Genomic DNA, 18,750 nt, shown 5'->3' with positions numbered 1-18,750 from the left:
CACCGACGGTGCAAGCAGGCCCTGATGGGTTTGCGGAATCTCTCAGGTCCAATACAGAGCGGGGAGGGACCCGATCCATGCCGTGCCACCCGTGGCCGGCCAAACCTGGAGTTCCTCATGACGATTCGATCCCTCCTGGCACCAGTCGCAGCACCGACTCCCGCGGAAGGACAAGCCGGCAAGTACGGTACGGTACTGCCTGTCCGGATGCAGATCATTCCCTCGGAGGGTATTGCCGCCCGCATCCAGGCCGCCGTGCCCCCTGGGGCGCAGCTGACGGTGACGTGCCTGCCCCGCCAGGGTGTGGGACCCACCATCCGGACGGCCATTGAGCTTGCCTACCTTGGCTTCGAGGTTGTTCCGCACCTGGCCGCACGAAGCATCGAAAGCCGTGAGCAACTGGCCGGCGTGGTCCGTAACTGCCACGACGCCGGCATCACCGAAGTGTTCGCCGTCGGCGGTGACACGGGGGAGCCGGCCGGTCCCTATGACAGCAGCCTTCCGTTGCTGGAGGACCTCGCGGAGGTCTCTGGCGGCACCATCCGGGCCGGCGTGGCGGGCTACCCCGAAGGGCGCCCGGGCCACAGCGAACTGCACATGCTTGATGCCCTGCTGGAGAAGCAGCACCTGGCAGCGTCAGTGGTGACGCAACTGTGCCTTTCGGCCCCCCGGATCCAGTGGTACGCCCAAACCCTGCGCCGGGAAGGGGTGCGCCTGCCTGTCTGGGCCGGAGTGCCCGGCGCCGTTCCGCGGGCGCAGCTCATTCGCGCCGCGCTGAAAATCGGTGTAGGCCCATCCCTCACACTGCTGAACCGCAGGGGACCCCTTGGCCGGCGCCTGCTCCAAGATGGCCGCTACTCCTCCGAGGCCATCGTCGCGGAACTGCAGCGCGGCGAAGCAGTGGAAGGTATCCACCTTTACACGTTCAACAACCTGGCCGGCCCCGCCAACTAGAAGGCCGGCGGCGGGGGTAGCCGTGACGCGGAGCGGAAAGTTCAGCATGCTTAGTGTTTGTCCACATAGGATGGATAAGCACGGCAGCCTACCCGCTGCAGGTCGATTTGAATGAAGGTGACCATGGCCAGGCGCAGCAATCCCGCAGTACGAATCGCACAGGAAACCGCCCACAACGCAATGTTCGATGCCGACGGCAAACCCAAGCCCGGTGTCCACAACATGCTCCTGAAGGCAGTGCAGATCCAGCGGCCCCTGGTGGTGGCCTACATCCGCCGGCTCCAGAAGAAGCATCCACGGGCCACCGCCGCCCAGTTGGCGGCCATCGCAGAGCGTGACTACCTGCGCGCAGTGACCGGTGGGGGTGCCCTGGTGGGTGCCACCGCCGTCGTCCCTGGTGTTGGAACCGTGGCGTCGCTGGGACTTTCCGCAGCCGCAACCGTCGGCTTCCTGGAGGCGACGGCCCTCTACGCGACGTCGCTGGCAGAGCTCCACGGCATCCGCCTCACCAATCCCGAGAAGGCCGGCACCATGGTTATGGCCATCATGCTTGGTGAGGAAGGGACCGCCCTGCTGGGAACGCTCAGCGGCCAGGCGGCCGGCGGCGCCAAGCCCGCCGACGTCTGGGGGAACATGCTGTCCAAGTCCTCGATCCCTGGATTCGGGAGTGTCCGGAAGAAGATCCAGCACGCCTTCCTGAAGAACCTGCTCAAACGGCAGGGCACTGCGCTGTTCGGCCGGGCCCTCCCCTTCGGCATAGGGGCAGTTGTGGGCGGAGCCGGTAACCTCGTGATGGGCCGTGCCGTGGCGCAGAACGCCAGGGAGGCGTTCGGACCCATGCCGGACACCATTCCCGGGGAGCTGACCGCAGCTGCCGGGCCGGACAACCTGACCCTGGAAGGCAACACCCTTGGATCTAAACGCTGATGTAGGCCAATCATTCGGCTCCTGGACCGCGGGTGGCGATCCGGCGATGTTCCAGCTGGCCACCAGTGTCAACGTAGCGTGCGGCCTCCATGCAGGCGATCCCGTCATCATGCTGGACAGCTGCCGGGCGGCTTACGAACTTGACGTCACCGTGGGTGCGCACCTTGGGTACCGCGATATGGCCGGTTTTGGCCAGCGCTCGCTGGACATGAGCTTTGATGAGCTATTTGGCGACGTGCTGTACCAGCTGGGCGCGCTCGACGGCGTCGCACATGCCGTGGGTGCCTCGGTGGACTTCGTGAAGCCACACGGTGCGCTGTATGACACCCTGATCCATGATGCTGAGCAGGCCTCCGCACTCGTGGCGGCCGTGAACGCCTACGATCCTGGACTTCCCATCCTGGGCTTCCCGGGGTCGGAGCTGCTGAAGCAGGCCAAGGAGGCCGGCCACCCCGTGTTCACCGAGGCCTTCGCCGACCGCGCCTACTACGCCGACGGCACCCTGGTGCCGCTGTCCAGGGAAGACGCCGTGCTGGACGACGTCGACACGATCGTTGAGCGCGCCGTTCGCCTGGCCACAAAAGGCGAAGTGATGGCCATCGACGGGTCCATCGTCACCGTCCAGGCGGACTCCCTGCGACTGCAGGGCGGCAGCCCCGGCGCCGTGGAGACGGCGGCAAAAATTCGGGCAGGACTTGAGGCCGCGGGCGTCGAGCTGGAGGCCTTCGCGTAGAAAGCGGCGGCGTGCTCCGGACTCAAGGACTACTGAACCTTGGACTGCCAAGGCCCCATCATCCCGACGGTACTAATGGCGTGGCGAGGAGTTCGGCCCAGAGGGGATCGTCAGCCGGCAGGTCGTCGAGGTCCACGTATCTGTCGTCGTCTGGTTCCCACTGCGGAAAGTTTTCGAGGCTGGCCTCCAGGCAGTGGCAGAGGGCGGGCGCGTCCCATTGGAGCAATGGTGACCAGTTTCCTGGTGGCCAGTGGGTTGGTTCTGCATCCCGGTGTTCTGGGTTGTAGTGCCGTCCCGTGGGTGAGGCCCAGCCGGGTGGTTCATTCTTGGTGGCCGGGTCCGGTGCCCATTGGCTGTGATGTTTGAGCCGGTGATGTTTGGGGCAGAGCTGGGCCAGGTTGCTGACGTTGGTGGTGCCGCCGTGTTCCCACGCTTGTAGGTGGTCGGTTTCGTTATCGGGGGTGCGGTTGGTGCAGCCCCGAAAGCTGCATTTGGTATCGCGCATCCTGATCCAGCGTTTGATGGTTTCGGTGAGCCGGTAACGTGTGCGGCCGATTTCCAAGGGTGCCCCGTCGCGGGGGTCGACCAGGACCCGGTAGAAGGAGTCCGCCCCGTCGGCGACCAGTCGTCGTGCCATCGAGGCCGGGATCGGGCCGAAACCATCCAGCATGGCGGGTTCGTCGGTCTGGCCGAGGAGGGCGAACACGGGCACCGTGACCAGGACATCGGCCCGCGGGGTGGGGACCTGCCCGACCGCCCGGGGATTCCCGGTCTGTGTGGTGTTCCCAGCCCCCAGGAGCAGGGATGCGGCGATGTCGGGGCGGAGTTGGGTGAGGGTGCGCTCTTCGTCGGGGCCTTGGAGTCCGCGGGCGGTGGCGGTGGTGCGGTTCCAGATGGCGCATGCGGTGTCCCCGGGCAGGTAGAGGGAGATCCAGGCCATGCCGTCCTTGTCGGAGGTGCATTCCATCCGCCGATCGGCCACGCCCTTAACATGGCGCTTCTCGATCGATTCCGGATGGTGGCGTTCCCGCCACCCACGCACCTTGGCCCGGAACCGGGATGGGACAAGCTCGCCGGGGGCGGCGCCGCGGGCGGGGTTGGGCGCGTCAGGGTCGAAGAAATGCGCCACCAAGGCCAGGGCGCCCTCGGGGGTGAGGCCTTCGGTCTCGTCCCCAACGATGCGGGCGTGCTGCCAGGACATGTCGCCGGCGGCCAGCGCCTGGAACACCAGCGGCAGGGAACAGATCCGCCGTGACTGCTCCACCAACGCCCCCGCAGCCGCGGAACTGATAGTCAGCACCCCGGCGATCTCCTCCACCACCGACATATCAGCGTAAGTGCGGTCCTCGACCGAGGCGTCCGGCGGCGTCATCGCTTGCTGCAGTTCAACGGCTCGGCCGGCCTGCCGGGACTTTAGCGCCGCGAGTTGAGCTTCCAGCCGGGCCGTCAGCTCCAACCCTTCCAGGCACAACTCATACCGGTGCTGGAACACATCCATACCGACGCCAGCATGAGCTCCGGAAGCCAGGAAAGCGTCCTCTTTCTCCAGCGCACCCAGGGCGGCAACGGAGGCATGAACCCCCTCCAAAGCCACCCCAGCACCACCGCCGATTCCCATACCCACATCATCCATCGAGGCACTGACATTTGAAGCCGCCCCCGCCTAGCCGCCAGGCCGATGCGAGCGAATCACCCAAAAATCAGCTGCGCCACCGTGAAGATCGCCAGCCCGGCGAGGGACCCCACCACGGTGCCGTTGATGCGGATGAACTGCAGGTCCTTGCCTACCTGGAGCTCAATCTTCTGCGAGGTTTCCTCGGCATCCCACCGCGCAACCGTGTCCGTGATGACTCCGGCGATGTCCGAACGGTAGGTCCGGACCAGATACCCGGCGGCGTCGCCGATCCAAGCGTTGACCTTGCCGGCCAGCTCCGGATCCTGCACCAGGCGCGAGCCAAAATCGCGCACCGCGGCCTTGAACTTGATGGTGAGCTCACTGTCCGGATCGTCAACGGCACCCAGCAGCGCGTTCTTGACCGTGCCCCAGGTCCGGGATGCGAGCTCGCGCACCTCGGGATCGCCGAGCACCTGCGCCTTGATGTCCTCCGCGCGGGCAATCATCGCCGGATCATGCTGCAGGTCCTGCGCGAGGTCGTTGAGGTACTTGTCGATTGACTGGCGCACCTGGTGGCGGGGGTCGGCCTGGACCGCGCGCACGAACTTGAGGATTTCGAGGTAGACCTTGTCGCCCACCAAGCCATCCACGAACTGCGGAACCCAGGTGGGGGAGCGGTCGGACACCAGGCGGGTGACGGTCTCGTGGTTGTCATCCACCCAGTCCGCAGCACGGTCCACCAGCAGGTCCACCAGCGTGTGGTGGTGCCCGTCGTGGAAAACCCGCTCCGCCAGCCTGCCCACCGGGGGTCCCCACGGCGGAGCAAGCAGGTGCTTGCGGACCATGCCCTCGATGACGGCCTGGACGTCGTCGTCATTCAAAACCTTGAAAGCGCCGCGGATCACCGCAGCCCCTTCCTTGGCCACCCGGTCGGCACCACCGGGGGTTGCCAGCCATTCACCGGCCCGGCGGGCGATGTTGACGCTGGCCAGCTTGTCCTGCACCACCTGTTCGGAGAGGAAATTGGTCTCCACGAACTCACCGAGGGAGGCGCCGATCTGGTCCTTGCGGCGCGGAATGATGGCTGTGTGCGGAATCTTGATGCCCATGGGGTACTTGAACAGCGCCGTCACGGCGAACCAGTCGGCCAGCGCGCCCACCATGCCACCCTCAGCGGCCGCGCGTACGTACTGCAGCCATGGATAGTCCTTCTGCAGCGCGAACGCGAAGACAAAGACCACGGCCATGGCGATCAGCAGGCTCAGCGCCAGCAGCTTCATTTTCCGCAGCGCTGCCGCCTTTTCGGCGTCGCCAGCACCAAGCTGGCGGCTTACGACGGCGGCAGCCGCCTTGGTGCCCGGGGGCACCTCCCGCGCGGCCTCCGCGAGCGCTTCCTGCGTGGTTGGCCCAGTAGTTGCCTCAGAGTTCACCTGCATGTGCCAAGCCTAGCCCCGAAGGCGGGGGCGGGTCGGCTACCGTGTGTCCATGACAATTGACGAGTCAGTGCCGCAGCGGCCGCTGGTCTTTGCCCACCGCGGGTCCAGCGGCGCGTATGCCGAACACACCCGCGCCGCCTACCTGCAGGCCCTGGCTGACGGGGCCGACGGCGTGGAGTGCGATGTCCACCTGACCCGGGACCAGCACGTGGTCCTGCTCCACGACGCCAACCTGGACCGCACGTCGGACGGAACGGGCCCGGTGGCTGAGCGGACGCTGGAGGAGTTGCGCCAGCTGGACTTCTCGTCCTGGAAAGGCGTCCGCATTCCCGAAACCTACGGGGCGCGCTCCGAGCAGCTCCTGACCCTTCCGGAGCTGCTGGACGTCCTGCGCGGGGCGGGCCGTCCGGTGAAACTCGCCATTGAGCTCAAGCATCCCAGCCCCTACCAGCTCAAGCTGGAGGACCGGGTCCTGGAAGTACTCCGCAGCGAGGGCTGGGACCCGCAAAGCTCCACAGTGGACAACATCGCCGTGACATTCATGAGTTTCAGCCCCGATTCCGTCCGGCACCTGCTCCTGTCCATCCCGCCTCAGTACATCTGCCAACTCGTGGACGACGTCTCCATCCATGAGATCCGTGGCGGGCTGGGGGTGGGGCCGATTACGGGCGGCGCCATCGCAAACCTGATGAAGGCCACCCAGCTGGAGGGCGAACGGATCCTGGATGACCGGGAGGTGGGGATGGCCGGGCCGGGTATTGATTACGTCCGTGAGCGCCCCGGCACCGTCCGGCGCTGGCTGGACTCCGGCCGCCGCTTCAGGGTGTGGACTGTGGACTCGCCGGAGGACGTGGCCCTCTGCCAGGAGTTGGGCATCCAGGAGATCACCACCAACGTGCCGGCCCGCGTCCTGGAACAGCTGCACATGGCCGCGCCGCAGGGAAAGTAGCGCTGACATGGCCGCCCCCGGCACACCGCCCGTGCCGCGCTGGTGGGCCGGGCCGCTCGACGTCGAAGGCCTGGCGCTGCAGTCCGTGGAAGCAGCCGCGGAAGCCCTGAACCTGTACACGGGGAGCCCTGGCCGGTACAGCACAACTGCTGTGCTCACGGCAGCTGCCTTTGATTCCTTCGGGCACCTGCGGATTGCGGGGCGCAAGCCGCAGGGTTTCGCGCCCCTGTCCGGCTTCCGGAAGACCGCCGACGGCTGGATCCGGCTGCACGCAAACTACCCGCACCATGAGCAACGGCTTTTGCAGGCGCTGGGTGCCACCTCCGCGGAAGGGGTGGAAAGGGAACTCCAGTCCATGGCCGCTCTGGAGGCTGAGGCCGCCATCCAGCGGCACGGCGGAATTGGCGCGGCTGTCCGGACTCGCGGTGAATGGCTTGCGACCGACATGGGCCGAGGGGCCGGTTCAGGACCTTGGGTCGCTGTGGAGCAGGCCGACGGCACAACCAGTGGCTTCGGACTGCAGGATATCGGGGCGGCCACAGAGGCCAGCCCCAGCACCGTGTCCGGTACCGGCGCCGGGCACGGTGCGGACGGCCTGCCCCTGGCCGGGGTGCGGGTCCTGGACCTGACGCGGGTCATCGCAGGGCCGGTCGCCACCCGGCTGCTGGCCGCGCTCGGAGCAGACGTCCTGCGGATCGACCCGCCCGCCTTTCCCGAGATCGAAGACCAGTTCGTGGACACGGCCTTTGGCAAGCGCAGCGCAGTACTCGACCTGGGACCCGCGGCAAACCGGCAGAACTTCCAGCAGCTCCTGGCCGGCGCAGATGCCGTGGTCACCGGTTACCGGCACGGCGCGTTGGACCGGTTTGGGCTCAATCCGCGGGAACTGCTGGCAGCACACCCGGGACTGGTGGTGGTCACGTTGGACAGCTGGGGCGGCAGTGGGCCGTGGAGCGGACTGCGCGGCTTCGACAGCATTGTCCAGGCCGCCAGCGGAATCGCACACCTCTACGGCAGAGAGGACGACGACGGCAGGTGGCCCGGGTGCCCTTCCGGTGCAGGCGCTGGACCATGCCACCGGCTACGGGGTGGCTGCGGCTGCAGTCGGTCTTCTGGCCGCGCGGCGCCGGACGGGTTTGGGCGGCGCTGCACACCTGTCTCTGGCCCGCACCGCAGAGGAACTGTTTTCCCTGACCGGCATGGAAAACCGGGCCGGCAGGGAAAACCGGGCTGGCACCGAAAACCAGGCCACCACAGCAAGCCCTGCGGAACTCCCATCGCCCGAATACCGGTCCGTGCACAGCAGCTTTGGGGAGTTGCGGTACGTCGGGCCGCCACTGCTCGACGCAGGCCGGCCGCTGGACTATCAGTCCCCGCCACCACCATATGGAAGCTCGCCGGCCGCCTGGCTGTGACGCTTGCAGCCCAGAGCTGTGTAGCTGCGCAGCCCTGCTGTCCTGCCGGATGCCGGGTTTCTGGGGGTGCTGACGCTGTGATTGAGTGGTTCCATGTCTTCTCCCAGGTCCGGCCCCGCTGCTAAGGGCCTGTCCGCTCTGTCCCCATCCATTCCCGGCGCGGCCGTGCAGCACCTGTCCGCGGCTGCCATGGGGGCGCTTCTGCTGGCCAGTGCCGGCAAGCATTTCAGGGATCCCGGCTTCTACCGTGACGTCGTTCCGGGATACCTCTGCCGGCAGGATTCCTCGCCTGGGGCGACCCCAAGCGGTACCACCCCTGACAGTCCAACCCAAGGCATTTCAACCGAGTGCAGTCCAACCCAAAGCAGCCCGCCCCCAAGAAGCACGGGCACAGCCGCCGCAGCCCAGCATCCATGGGCCGTCCTGTCCCGGGACGAGTGGATCGCCGTGAGCGGCCTGCTGGAGCTCGCAGCCGCCGTCGGAATTCTCCTGCCACCCACCCGGAAGCTGACGGCCACTGCCATCACGGCGATGTTCACCGCATTCCTTGCCGGGCACGTCGATGCCCTCGTGAGGGCGTACGGACCGCAGGGCACGCCCCGCCGCCGGAAGATCCACGCCGTGCGGCTTCCGCTCCAGGCACCCCTGATCCTGTGGGCCTGGAGCCTGCGGACACGTGCACTGCCTGCCCGTAAACCCGGAGGCCGCGGGTGAAGCTGCTGGCATCGCCGGCTGTCAGGGTGGGCATCTCCATCAGTATTGCCACGGGGCTGTACGGCGTGTCCTTCGGGGCGCTCGCGGTGACGTCCGGGCTCAACTTCTGGCAGACCATGGTGTTGAGCCTGCTCCTCTTCAGCGGCGGCTCGCAGTTCGCGTTCATCGGGGTGGTGGCAGGCGGCGGCTCAGGCCTGGCGGCCATGAGCGCAGCCACCCTCCTGGGCATGCGCAACGGCATCTACGGCATGCAACTGAACGCGCTGCTCCGCCCCATGGGCTGGCGCAAGTACGTCGGGGCGCAGCTCACCATCGACGAATCCACTGCCACGAGCACGGGCCAGACAGACCCGGCCGAACAGCAGCGCGGATTCTGGACCGCCGGAATCGGCGTCTACGTGCTCTGGAACCTCTTCACCGCTGTGGGGGCGCTGGCCGGAAGCGGGCTGGGCGATCCAAAGCAATGGGGGCTGGACGGGGCTGCCGTCGCCGCCTTCCTGGCGCTGCTCTGGCCCCGGCTCAAGGGCCGGGAGCCAATCGCCATCGCGGTGGTGTGTGCCGTGGCGACCGTAGTTGCTGTTCCCTTCGTTCCGCCAGGCGTCCCCATCCTGGTGGCCGCGGTAGTTGCCGCGCTGGTGGGCTGGTTCAGCCATGGCCGCCGCGACGAAGGCCTCGAACCCGACGTCGAGCCCTACGGCACGCACGGCCACGGCGAGCACCAGGCCCGCCACGGCGATCACCAGGACCGTCTTGGCGGACCGGAGCGCAGAAGCGGCACGGACCCGGAAGCACGCGCATGACTCTGTGGATCTGGCTGCTTATTGCCTGCGTCCTTGCCTACGCATGGAAGCTGGTGGGCTACTTTGTTCCCGCCAAGTTCCTCGAGGACCCCCGCACCTCACGCGTCGCGGGAACCATGACCATCGGCCTGCTGGCCTCGCTCACAGTGGTGAATGCGGTGGTGTCGGGCCAGGCGCTCGCCGCAGACGCCAGGCTGGGAGCGCTGGCCGCCGCCGCGGTCGCCCTGGTACTCCGGGCACCGTTCCTTGTGGTGGTAATCGCCGGAGCCGGCACGGCGGCACTGTTGCGGATCCTGGGCTGGAACTGATCCCCTAATTCGTGCCCAAGGTGGTGATCCAGGTCACTTTGCTGGGCCTGTGGCGGTTGTACTATGAGATCGGCTTATGCAGTTGGCCATGGAATTTCCTATTGAACGGCACCCATGGAAAATCAGCTGCACCCTGCGGGCGGCTTAGCAGGCAGGCTTCGCCATAAGAACGCCCGACGCCGGGCGGGCCTTCCTGCCAAACGCTTCTTCAAGCGCTTTTCCGGACTTTCGGACGTCCCGGAAGAGGACCTGGAACTTCTCTCCCAAAGACTTCGGGAGGCACTCGACCTGGATCCGTCGTCGTCCGTGCCTGCCCTTCAGGCCCTGGTGCGCCGGGAGATCCGCAAGCGGGCGGACACAGGCAGCGCGTAGCGGCCCACCATTCCGGGTGCCATCTGTGATGGACTGGAAGAGAGGCAGCCCACACCCAGGCGGCCACCAAAGGAGGAATCGAGATGGACGACGAGTCACGGCCTGTTGAGCCGCAGGACGGCCACGGCACCGATGAGACCGGCAAGGACGCCAGGGGAGAACACGGCACCGGGGTGCCGGCCGCGGAACAGTCTGCAAAGCCGCGGGCCGCCTATCTTGACCCGCGAGGTTCGGAGTCGACCCGCGAGCTGCGCGACACCGCCAGAAGGCGCCGGGACGCGGAAGAAAAACTCCAACAGCACCTGATGGAAGCGAAGGACCACGTTCCCAACGAATTCCATGAACATCCCGGACATGGCTACGTGGGACACGCCGGACATGAGCACCTGGCCCATGAGCCGTCCGGTCATGAGACGCCAGACCAGGAACAGTCCGGCCAGGACCAGGAACAGCCCGGCCGGGAGCAGGACGGTGGCACCGGCGAAAAGGGCGCAGACAAGGCCTGATCAGCATTGGAGTCCTTAGCGGCTGGGCCCCCCGCCTGCCGCGGCCAGCGCTGACTTTCGGCCGGCCGGACCCCTGGCTGCCGCTCGGCATTGACCGGCAGCCAGGAGCTGAACAAGCGGTGTTTTAGGCTACGCCGTGGGCCGCGCCGTCAGGTGAGACGGACCTGCGGTACGTTTCCTCGACGCCCATCTCGTACCACGCCTGCGCGCCAAACTCCGGTTCGGGGGTATCCAGGTTCTGGTACAGGGCGTCAAGCAGTTCCACGAGCTCGCCGGCGGTCAGTGCAGGCAGGACTTCCTCCGGCCCGCGGGGATCGGTCAGGTAGTGGAGAAGCTTTGAGTGGTTCATTGCAGTGCGGCCGTTGTGTGAGGGACAGGCGCGAAGTGCATGGGGTTGCTCCAACGTGGAAGTGCCGAGGCTGACTGCCTAACCCCAATTCAGAGTGTATTGCACGTACTTACTGGTAACAATGGAGTTGGCCCACAACGCATCTGCCACCAGGAAATTGCCGCCATAGAACTACCGTCAACGAATTCCGGCAGCAGGCCGCCTCACGGCTTACTCCGGCAGCGTTCCGGGCTGGACGTTTACCGTGGTGTTGCCGGGCGCGGGCGGCACGGGAACGAACACGGGGAGCGGACGCGACGGGCGGACCGTGCGGATGGCATCCTCCACCAGCGCCAGCGGGCGGCGCCACGCATCAGAACCGGGTTCCATGGTGTCCACCACGCCGATCAGCATGGCCAGCAGCCGGAACATGTCCGTCATGGAAATGTCAGTGCGCAGGCTTCCCTGGCCTTGGCCGCGCGCCAGCAGGATGCTCATGGATTCCATCAGGGAACCGGTGATTCCGGTGAGGAGTTCGCGCCGGCCCGCCACCGCACACAGCAGGTTGGCGTCGTCGCTCGCGGCCCCCATCAGGGCTTCGAGGACGCGAAGCAGGCCTGCGGCGGCGTCGATATCGGCAAGGGCGCCGTCCATGACGGGGTCAACCGTGAGCCGGAGCTGCCGGTTGAGCGCGGCAAGCACCAGTTCTTCCTTGTCCGCGAAGTTGCGGAAGAGGGTTGCCGGGCCCACGCCGGCGGTGGTTGCGATGGTCTGGAGCGGTACTTCCGGGCCGAACTCCCGGAAGCATTGGCGTGCAGCCGTGATGATCTTGTCCACGTTCCGCGCTGCGTCGGCACGGAGGGGCTTTCGGGCGACTGCGAGGCTCATGCCCAAAAGGGTAGCAACGGAGCTTCCGGCCAACACGGTTACTGCGGGGTAGGCGCTTATGTGACGGCGGCCCGCTGCCGTCACCTGCGCTGCTGTCCGGAGCTGCGTGGGAGACTGGGGAGCATGTTGCTTGCATTTTCTGTTGCTCCGTCAGGCGTTCCCAGCGAAGGTTCACGGCCCAACGATGCGTCGGTGCACGACGCCGTTGCAGCCGCAGTCAAGATCGTCAGGGAGTCCGGGCTGCCCAACCAGACGGATTCCATGTTCACCACCATTGAAGGCGAGTGGGACGAGGTGTTCGACGTCGTCAAGCGCGCCACCGAGGCCGTGGGGAACTACGGCAGCCGTGTTTCGCTGGTGATCAAAGCAGACATCAGGCCCGGCTACAGCGGCGAGCTGACCGCGAAGGTCGACCGCCTGGAGAATGCCCTGGTGCAGGAGCCCTAAGCGTCTTACAAGGGGGCCGCATTGTCTGGACCCCCGGCACGCCGCGTGCCAAAATGTGGCAATGTTCGAGCACAAGCCGCGGCCGGAATGGATTGCCACCGAGGAGTTCCTGTCCGCTGCCGTAGTGCATCCGGACAGCGCCGTCCAGCAGGCCATCCACGCCGCGGCGGAGGCCGGCATGCCCGCCATCGAGGTGGCGCCTAACGCAGGGAAGCTCCTGAAGCTCCTGGTCCAGCTGTCCGGTGCCCGGCGCATCCTGGAGATCGGGACGCTCGCGGGATACAGCACCATTTGGATGGGCCGGGGGCTGCCCCCTAACGGCACCCTGGTCACCTGCGAGTACCTGCCCCAGCACGCAGAAGTGGCGTGGGCCAATATTGATGCGGCCGGCCTGGGGGAAAGGGTGGAGATCCGGCTGGGCCCGGCGCTGGAGACCCTGGCGGCCCTCGAGGAAGAGGAACGGGAGCCGTTCGACTTCATCTTCATCGACGCCGACAAGCAGAACAACAGCCGCTACCTGGACTGGGCCGTCAGGCTTGGCCGGCCCGGCGCCGCGGTGGTCCTGGACAACACCATCTGGGAAGGCGCGGTGCTGGACCCGGACATCGACCCCGTCAACGCGCCGGGGATCATCGATGCACTCAAGCTGCTGGGCAACCACCCCCGGCTGGACGCCACCGTGATCCAGACCGTCGGCTCGAAAGGCTGGGACGGGTTCGCCCTGGCGCGCATTCTCCCGCAAAACAGTAAGTAAGCTGTGGAGATGCGTCCGGTGCCCGCCGGACATCTCTCCTGGAGGACGTATTTGCAAGCGCCACTTACTCCTGTGCTCCTCAGTTCCGCCCCCGCTGGGCTCTCCCCGTGGGGTTCCCTCTTGGAGCCGTTCGCCGGTGCCGTAGGTGATGTGCCGGCCCTGCTGGCCCTGGCCGTCGAGGCCGGACGGACGTGGCCGCGGCCCGGTGAAGGACGCACCGCCGTGTTGTGGGAGCTCCTGGCCTCCGTGGCTGCCACTGACGTTGCCGCGGCCCGAGTGCTTGAGCCGCACCTCGACGCCGTCGCCATCCTTGCCCAGGCCGGCCAGGCCTTTCCGGCCGTTCATCCCAGGCCGGATGGTGCCGCGGAAGCAGCGTGGGGCGTGTTCGCTGCAGAGGCACCCAACGCCAGGCTTGAGGCGCGCTCCGGAAGCACCGGCATTGTGCTCAACGGAATCAAGCCTTGGTGTTCACTTGCCGGCCGGCTGGACTGCGCCGTCATCACCGCGCACACGGACGACGGCGGCCGGGCGGCTTTTGCCGTCAGCCTTCGCCACCCGGGCGTGGCATGTGAGGAGCCGGAGTGGATTGCGCGCGGCCTGCGGGAGATCCCCAGCGGTAGCGTGCGCTTCGACCAGGTCCCGGCGACGCCGGTTGGCGACACCGGCTGGTATCACAGCCGGCCCGGTTTCGCCTGGGGCGGGATGGGCGTCGCCGCCTGCTGGCTGGGCGGAGCCGTAGGGGTGGCGCGGGATTTCCGTGCCGGCCTGCTGGCAGGTGCGGATAATGGGCGGGAGCCGGACCAGCTGGCGCTCGCGGCATTGGGCGAGGTGGACCGGACCATCGCCGCCGCCCTGCAGTACCTGGCCCGGACGGCAGCCCGAATCGACGACGGCACCCTCGGCGCCGACGGGAGCCAAAGCACCTGGAGCGAGGCCCAGCGCGTGCGCGGAACCGTTGCGGCCGCCGTCGAACGTGTCCTTCACCTCGTGTGCTCCAACCGGGGGCCGGGGCCACTCGCCTTTGATGAACCGTATGCCAAAAGGATGGCGGACCTGGCGCTGTATGTCCGGCAGCATCACGGCGCACGTGATGATGCCCAACTGGGCCGGCTGGCACTCAAGGGGGACTGCCCGTGGTGACCTTTTCCCACGCAGACCAGGGGACCGCCGAGGAAGCCTGGGCCCGGAGCGGACTGGCTGCTGTACCCGAACTGCCACTCGACGCGGCTGAGCTGGCGGGCATGCGCTTCGTGGTCGTGGCAGCCCATCCTGATGATGAAACGCTCGGCGCCGGGGGGCTCATGGCCTCGCTCGTAGCCCTGGGAGCCGAGGTGGAAGTCCTGCTGTGCACCGCGGGGGAGGGGTCGCACCCGGATTCGCCCACCACCACTCCCGGGCAGCTGGCCGCCGTCCGGCTTGCCGAGTTTTCCGCGGCCCTGGCCGCCCTGGGCCTGGCGGACCGCTGGACGTTCCTCGGCTTGCCGGACCGTGGACTGGGCGGCCATGCCGAAGCGATCGCCACTGCTGTCCGGGACGCTGCACAGCGGCTGGCCGGCGCCCCGGACCGACTGGTCCTGGTGGCACCGTACCGGGCCGACGGCCACGGCGACCACGATGCCCTTGGCGCGGCCGCGGCAGAAGTGGCCCGGCGCGACGGCCACGCGCTCCTGGAGTATCCCATCTGGTTTTGGCACTGGGCCACGCCCCGGGACCGGGACTGGCGGCAATGGGTCCGCTTCCATCTGGACGATCCCGCCCGCACGGCCAAGAAGCGTGCCATGGACGAGCACGCAACCCAGGTGCAGCCACTCTCACCTCTTCCCGGGGATGAAACGTTGCTCAGCGGGACCTTCCTGGAGCACTTCTCGCGTGGCTACGAGGTCTTCGCCTGGACGCCCGCGCCCACTTCGTCCGGACGGGCGCATTCCAGCAGCGACGCCGAACTGGTCTTCGACGGCGTCCATGACGGTACGGAGGATCCCTGGAACTACGGCACAAGCTGGTACGAGCGGCGCAAACGCGCGCTCACCCTTGCAGCCCTGCCGGCGGAATCCTATGAACGCGGCCTGGAAGTGGGCTGTTCCATCGGGACCTTGACGGCTGAACTGGCCACCCGGTGCCGGACCCTGCTGGCGGTGGACGCCAGCGGGACCGCAGTGCGCCGGGCCAGCCAACGGTTGGAAGGCACACCCGGGGTGCAGGTGGAACAGCGGGTCCTTCCCGGCTCCTGGCCCGGAGGAACATATGACCTGGTGGTGGTTTCCGAAGTGGGTTACTACCTGGCCCCTGAAGAGCTGGCCCAGCTGTGGGACCGGGTGGAGGCCACCCTGGAACCCGGCGGAACGCTTCTCCTGTGCCACTGGCGGCATCCCATCACCGGTTGGGAGCTGGACGGGGACACCGTCCACACGCTGGCCCGGGAAAGGCTGGGATGGCGGACGGCCGGGCTTTACCAGGAACGCGACTTCGTGCTGGAATTCCTGGTCGCTCCGGGCGGCGGGGCGGCGGGATGATGCCGGCCGGTCCGGGGGACGATGCATCAAGCCCGCCTGTCCAAGCCGCCAACGGCATCCAGCACGTTGCGGTGGTCATTCCGGCCCACAACGAGGAGCAGCACCTGGAACGGGCGCTCACTGCGGTCAGCTGCGCGGCAGACCGGGTCGAAGCGGAACTGCCGGATGTTGCCGTGCAAGTGGTGGTTGTCCTTGACGGCTGTACCGACCGGTCGCCAGCGGTTGCCGCGCGGGTGGCGGCCGGGGATCCGCGGTACCTGCTGCTTCCCGTCAGCTTCGGGAGCGTGGGAAGAAGCCGGCAGGCCGGCGTCAGGGCCGCACTGGAGAACTCAAGCAGGTGCACCCAGGATGGCCGGGCGGCGGGGCATTCCCCGCAGGAGACCTGGCTGGCCAACACGGATGCCGATTCCTGCGTGCCGCCACACTGGCTGGTGCGGCAACTGGAACTCGCTGAACTCGGTTTCGATGTTGTCCTTGGCACCGTGCAGCCGGACCCCCATGGAATGCACCACGATCTGTTGGCCCGCTGGCATGCGCGGCACGCCGGCACCGAGGACCACACCCATGTGTACGGTGCCAACCTTGGAGTCCGTGCCTCTTCCTACCTCGCTGCAGGGGGCTTCCCCGGCGTCGATTTCGATGAAGACCAGGCGCTGGTCCGCAGGCTTCGAAGCAGCGGCGCGGGCATCGTTGCCACCGACACCACACGGGTCCTCACGTCAGGACGGACGGTGGGCCGGGCGCCGCACGGGTTCGCCGCGTACCTCCTGGCCCTGGCGCAGCCATAAGGCACTGCGCAGCCATGGGGCACTGCGCAGCCATAGGGTGGGGCGGAGTCTTAGCACCGGCATCTGACCCAAGAGCTGCCCCGGCATGGAAAAGGGCTGCTGCCGTACGGCAACAGCCCTTCGTTCCGGGACTTAATCTCGCGTGACTGCGTTAGTGACCTTCCCGGGCGCAGGCTTCAGCCGGCGCTTCCGCTTCGTGTCAGACCAGGTCCGGAGCGCTGGCAACGATGTAGTCCGCCGCAGCTGGTCCGGTCATGGAGAGGTTATTGCTGTCCGGGTTGATTCCGGCATCGTGCAGGGCCTCCCAAAGAGCTTCCGGCGGCCGGAGTTCTGCCTTGTGCAGGAGGCACCAACTTGTGTAAAGGCCGTAGAGCTCGTCGCGCCTGAGGCCCAGCCCGGGCTCCCTGTCCGCGACAACTGCTTCGGCAAGAAACTGTTCAAAATGGGTAGCAGGCATGTCCGCTCATTAAGGGTCGACACTGATTCCGCCGTCTGCTTCAGCGGCCTTGCCCGGTTTCCAGGGGATCCCGGCGAGGTAATCAAGAAATTATTGCAGTTCTGTGTGCTTGTCCAGTTGGACCCGGCCGGGTTGCACCCTGGCGGGGCACACCCTGTACAGTTGCGCGGCGAACAGCAGTGGGAGGGTTCCGGACGGGTTTGAGGGGGCCGACGGCGACTGGGGGGACTGGCCTCGGTCTCAGAAGAGGCCATCTCACCGCCGACCCCGTATTACCCCGGAGTTACTTCATCCCGGGAAAACCAAACAGGACCTTCAAGATGAATTTTCCTCCATCTCGAAGGTCCTGCCTAGTCCCCCTGGGCAGCGGCTGGGCCTGCCTGCCTAAGCGTTCCCGCCTGGCCGGGCGCCGCCGTCGGGCTCCCCGTTGCCGGCCCGGTGCTGCACCTTCTCGCGGACCCTGTCGCGGTGCCGCTCGCCTGGCCTCACTTCGTTCTGTTCATTCCCGGCACCTTGCCCGTCGGGGTTATCGCCGGAATCATCCTGCCCGTTCTCCGAGGCATACTGCTCCCGAAGTTCACGGCCGTGCTTGATGTCCTCTTCGATCTGCTTCTGCAGCTTCTCGCTTTTCTTGGTGTCCCGCGGCGGCAGCTGGATGGTTTCCTCTGCCTTGATACCGGCCTGGAGTTCACGGCCGCGCTCCACCTCGGCGTCGAACTCAGCGCCGAAAAGAAGGGACATGTTCAGGATCCACAGCCACAGCAGCATGATGATCACGCTGCCCAGTGCACCATAGGTCTTGTTGTAGTTGCCGAAGTTGCCGACGTAGAAGCCAAAGCCCAGCGAGGCGATCAGGAACACAAACAGGGCAATCCCGGAACCCATGCTCATCCAGCGGAATTTGGGCTGCTTGACGTTGGGGGTGGCGTAGTACAGCACGGCAATGATGGCGATGATCAACGCGATCATGACCGGCCACTTGGCAATGTTCCAGACCATGAGGAAGGGCCCGCTGAGGCCGATAAGCCCGCCCACTGCCTCGGAAACCGGGCCGCTGAGGACCAGCATGCCGGCCAGCAGAGCCACTATAACCACGGCCAGGAGCGTAACGCCAAGCATGGTGCCGCGGAGCTTCACGAACGCGCGCCCCTCGTCCACCTCATAAACCCGGTTCATGGCCCGGCCGAAGGCTCCGACGTATCCGGACGCCGACCACAGGGCGGTGACAAGCCCGATCACCAGGGTGAACCCGGCCGCCGGGGCGCTGGTCAGTTCAGCTACCGGTCCGCTGATGGTGTTGACCGTCTCCGCCGGGGCGAAGCCGCGTACGATTTCCAGCAGGGCGTTGGTGGTCTTCTGCGGATCCCCAAAAAGGCCAAGGAGCGAAACCAGTGCCAGCAACGCTGGGAACAGCGAGAGGACGGCGTAATAGGTGAGGGCCGCCGCCAGGTCAGGGCATTGGTCCTTGGTAAACTCCCGGAGCGTCTTCTTGGTGATGTATTTCCAGGAAGGCTTATCCAGGTCCCTCGGGCTGGCAGGTTTCCTTGAATCGTTTGGATCCGGAGCCTGGCCCGCCTTGGCGGTGCTGGTCTCGGAATCGTCGTGAGTGGCCATGGGGAAGTCCTCTCAATCAGGGGCCAAGCGGACAGGCCGGCCCGCGGATGGCGGTGCCGGCCTGCCGATCAAACTGATGCCTTACGGTGCCGCTGTGGGCTGATCAGGTGTTTTGGATGGTGTCTTTGGCGTCGGTTGCGCGGTCTTTGACGTCGGTGGCTGCGTATTGGCCTTCGGTTTTGACGTTTTGGGCGGCGTCGGTGGCGGTGGCCTTGACGTTTTCCATGGCTTC

General features: G+C 66.7%; 21 protein-coding genes and 1 pseudogene. 16 read left to right on the top strand and 6 right to left on the bottom strand.

The annotated features are described in order from the left end of the window. Positions 1–117 precede the first annotated feature (117 nt). The 3 genes from PUN51_RS20560 (at position 118) to PUN51_RS20550 (ending at position 2,614) form a co-directional block, all read left to right on the top strand. The gene (locus PUN51_RS20560; RefSeq protein WP_275182372.1) at positions 118–954 is read left to right on the top strand and encodes a methylenetetrahydrofolate reductase; all 837 of its coding nucleotides are present in this window, start codon (positions 118–120) and stop codon (positions 952–954) included. Between the two features lie 123 nt (positions 955–1,077). After that, positions 1,078–1,881: a hypothetical protein gene (locus PUN51_RS20555; RefSeq protein WP_159630344.1), complete on the top strand. Its 804-nt coding sequence runs from the start codon at positions 1,078–1,080 to the stop codon at positions 1,879–1,881. After that, positions 1,865–2,614 (top strand): LamB/YcsF family protein, encoded by a 750-nt coding sequence (locus tag PUN51_RS20550; protein WP_275182371.1) that lies wholly within the window; start codon positions 1,865–1,867, stop codon positions 2,612–2,614. Before PUN51_RS20555 ends, PUN51_RS20550 begins: the two co-directional genes overlap by 17 nt. A 58-nt stretch (positions 2,615–2,672) precedes the next feature. Here PUN51_RS20550 and PUN51_RS20545 read toward each other — a convergent pair whose 3' ends face one another. Further along, positions 2,673–4,232 (bottom strand): HNH endonuclease signature motif containing protein, encoded by a 1,560-nt coding sequence (locus tag PUN51_RS20545; RefSeq protein ID WP_275182370.1) that lies wholly within the window; start codon positions 4,230–4,232, stop codon positions 2,673–2,675. Positions 4,233–4,303: 71 nt separating this feature from the next. After that, positions 4,304–5,665 carry a DUF445 domain-containing protein gene (locus tag PUN51_RS20540; protein ID WP_275182369.1) on the bottom strand — a complete coding sequence of 454 codons (1,362 nt, stop codon included), beginning with the start codon at positions 5,663–5,665 and terminating at the stop codon, positions 4,304–4,306. Between the two features lie 49 nt (positions 5,666–5,714). Here PUN51_RS20540 and PUN51_RS20535 point away from each other — a divergent pair, with 49 nt between their 5' ends. The 8 genes and pseudogenes from PUN51_RS20535 (at position 5,715) to PUN51_RS20505 (ending at position 10,729) form a co-directional block, all read left to right on the top strand. After that, positions 5,715–6,614 carry a glycerophosphodiester phosphodiesterase gene (locus tag PUN51_RS20535; protein WP_275182368.1) on the top strand — a complete coding sequence of 300 codons (900 nt, stop codon included), beginning with the start codon at positions 5,715–5,717 and terminating at the stop codon, positions 6,612–6,614. A gap of 7 nt (positions 6,615–6,621) precedes the next feature. Next, positions 6,622–7,602 (top strand): annotated as a pseudogene (locus PUN51_RS20870) (CoA transferase); the annotation flags it as partial. Further along, entirely contained in the window at positions 7,556–8,029 is a 474-nt protein-coding gene (locus PUN51_RS20865; RefSeq protein WP_374114994.1) for a CoA transferase, read from the top strand. The pseudogene PUN51_RS20870 and the gene PUN51_RS20865, both read left to right, overlap by 47 nt. A gap of 189 nt (positions 8,030–8,218) precedes the next feature. Further along, a complete protein-coding gene (locus PUN51_RS20525) occupies positions 8,219–8,743 on the top strand; it encodes a DoxX family protein (protein ID WP_275182373.1) in 525 nt (174 codons plus the stop codon). Beyond that, positions 8,740–9,543 (top strand): AzlC family ABC transporter permease, encoded by an 804-nt coding sequence (locus PUN51_RS20520; protein ID WP_275182366.1) that lies wholly within the window; start codon positions 8,740–8,742, stop codon positions 9,541–9,543. Before PUN51_RS20525 ends, PUN51_RS20520 begins: the two co-directional genes overlap by 4 nt. Then, on the top strand, positions 9,540–9,851 hold the full coding sequence (locus PUN51_RS20515; protein ID WP_159630330.1) for an AzlD domain-containing protein: 312 nt from the start codon (positions 9,540–9,542) through the stop codon (positions 9,849–9,851). The genes PUN51_RS20520 and PUN51_RS20515 overlap by 4 nt, the downstream gene beginning before the upstream one ends. Positions 9,852–9,965: 114 nt before the next feature. After that, complete coding sequence (locus tag PUN51_RS20510) at positions 9,966–10,223, top strand: hypothetical protein (RefSeq protein WP_224024562.1); 258 nt, start codon at positions 9,966–9,968, stop codon at positions 10,221–10,223. An 83-nt stretch (positions 10,224–10,306) separates the two neighbouring features. Continuing rightward, positions 10,307–10,729 (top strand): hypothetical protein, encoded by a 423-nt coding sequence (locus PUN51_RS20505; protein WP_224024564.1) that lies wholly within the window; start codon positions 10,307–10,309, stop codon positions 10,727–10,729. 124 nt (positions 10,730–10,853) lie between these two features. Here the strand turns inward: PUN51_RS20505 and PUN51_RS20500 are convergent, their stop codons facing one another. After that, entirely contained in the window at positions 10,854–11,078 is a 225-nt protein-coding gene (locus PUN51_RS20500) for a hypothetical protein (RefSeq protein ID WP_224024566.1), read from the bottom strand. Between the two features lie 210 nt (positions 11,079–11,288). Next, a complete protein-coding gene (locus PUN51_RS20495; RefSeq protein ID WP_224024568.1) occupies positions 11,289–11,945 on the bottom strand; it encodes a TetR/AcrR family transcriptional regulator in 657 nt (218 codons plus the stop codon). A 123-nt stretch (positions 11,946–12,068) separates the two neighbouring features. Here PUN51_RS20495 and PUN51_RS20490 point away from each other — a divergent pair, with 123 nt between their 5' ends. The 5 genes from PUN51_RS20490 to PUN51_RS20470 all read left to right on the top strand — a co-directional run bounded on the left by PUN51_RS20490 (position 12,069) and on the right by PUN51_RS20470 (position 16,447). Further along, positions 12,069–12,392 (top strand): thiamine-binding protein, encoded by a 324-nt coding sequence (locus tag PUN51_RS20490; RefSeq protein WP_275182364.1) that lies wholly within the window; start codon positions 12,069–12,071, stop codon positions 12,390–12,392. A 61-nt stretch (positions 12,393–12,453) separates the two neighbouring features. Beyond that, complete coding sequence (locus tag PUN51_RS20485) at positions 12,454–13,146, top strand: O-methyltransferase (protein ID WP_275182363.1); 693 nt, start codon at positions 12,454–12,456, stop codon at positions 13,144–13,146. A gap of 9 nt (positions 13,147–13,155) precedes the next feature. Beyond that, on the top strand, positions 13,156–14,286 hold the full coding sequence (locus PUN51_RS20480) for a hypothetical protein (protein ID WP_275182362.1): 1,131 nt from the start codon (positions 13,156–13,158) through the stop codon (positions 14,284–14,286). Then, positions 14,280–15,659 carry a bifunctional PIG-L family deacetylase/class I SAM-dependent methyltransferase gene (locus tag PUN51_RS20475; RefSeq protein ID WP_275182361.1) on the top strand — a complete coding sequence of 460 codons (1,380 nt, stop codon included), beginning with the start codon at positions 14,280–14,282 and terminating at the stop codon, positions 15,657–15,659. Before PUN51_RS20480 ends, PUN51_RS20475 begins: the two co-directional genes overlap by 7 nt. Next, on the top strand, positions 15,656–16,447 hold the full coding sequence (locus PUN51_RS20470) for a glycosyltransferase (RefSeq protein ID WP_275182360.1): 792 nt from the start codon (positions 15,656–15,658) through the stop codon (positions 16,445–16,447). The genes PUN51_RS20475 and PUN51_RS20470 overlap by 4 nt, the downstream gene beginning before the upstream one ends. Positions 16,448–16,646: 199 nt before the next feature. Here PUN51_RS20470 and PUN51_RS20465 read toward each other — a convergent pair whose 3' ends face one another. Both PUN51_RS20465 and PUN51_RS20460 read right to left on the bottom strand, forming a co-directional pair. Beyond that, the gene (locus PUN51_RS20465; RefSeq protein ID WP_275182359.1) at positions 16,647–16,904 is read right to left on the bottom strand and encodes a hypothetical protein; all 258 of its coding nucleotides are present in this window, start codon (positions 16,902–16,904) and stop codon (positions 16,647–16,649) included. A 384-nt stretch (positions 16,905–17,288) separates the two neighbouring features. Further along, entirely contained in the window at positions 17,289–18,518 is a 1,230-nt protein-coding gene (locus PUN51_RS20460) for a YihY/virulence factor BrkB family protein (protein WP_275182358.1), read from the bottom strand. Positions 18,519–18,750: the final 232 nt, after the last annotated feature.

This window comes from Arthrobacter sp. NQ4 (genome assembly GCF_029077345.1).
Taxonomy (GTDB): Bacteria; Actinomycetota; Actinomycetes; order Actinomycetales; family Micrococcaceae; genus Arthrobacter.
The sequence above is the reverse complement of the archived record's forward strand: the minus strand, read 5'-3'. Positions and strand labels throughout refer to the sequence as shown.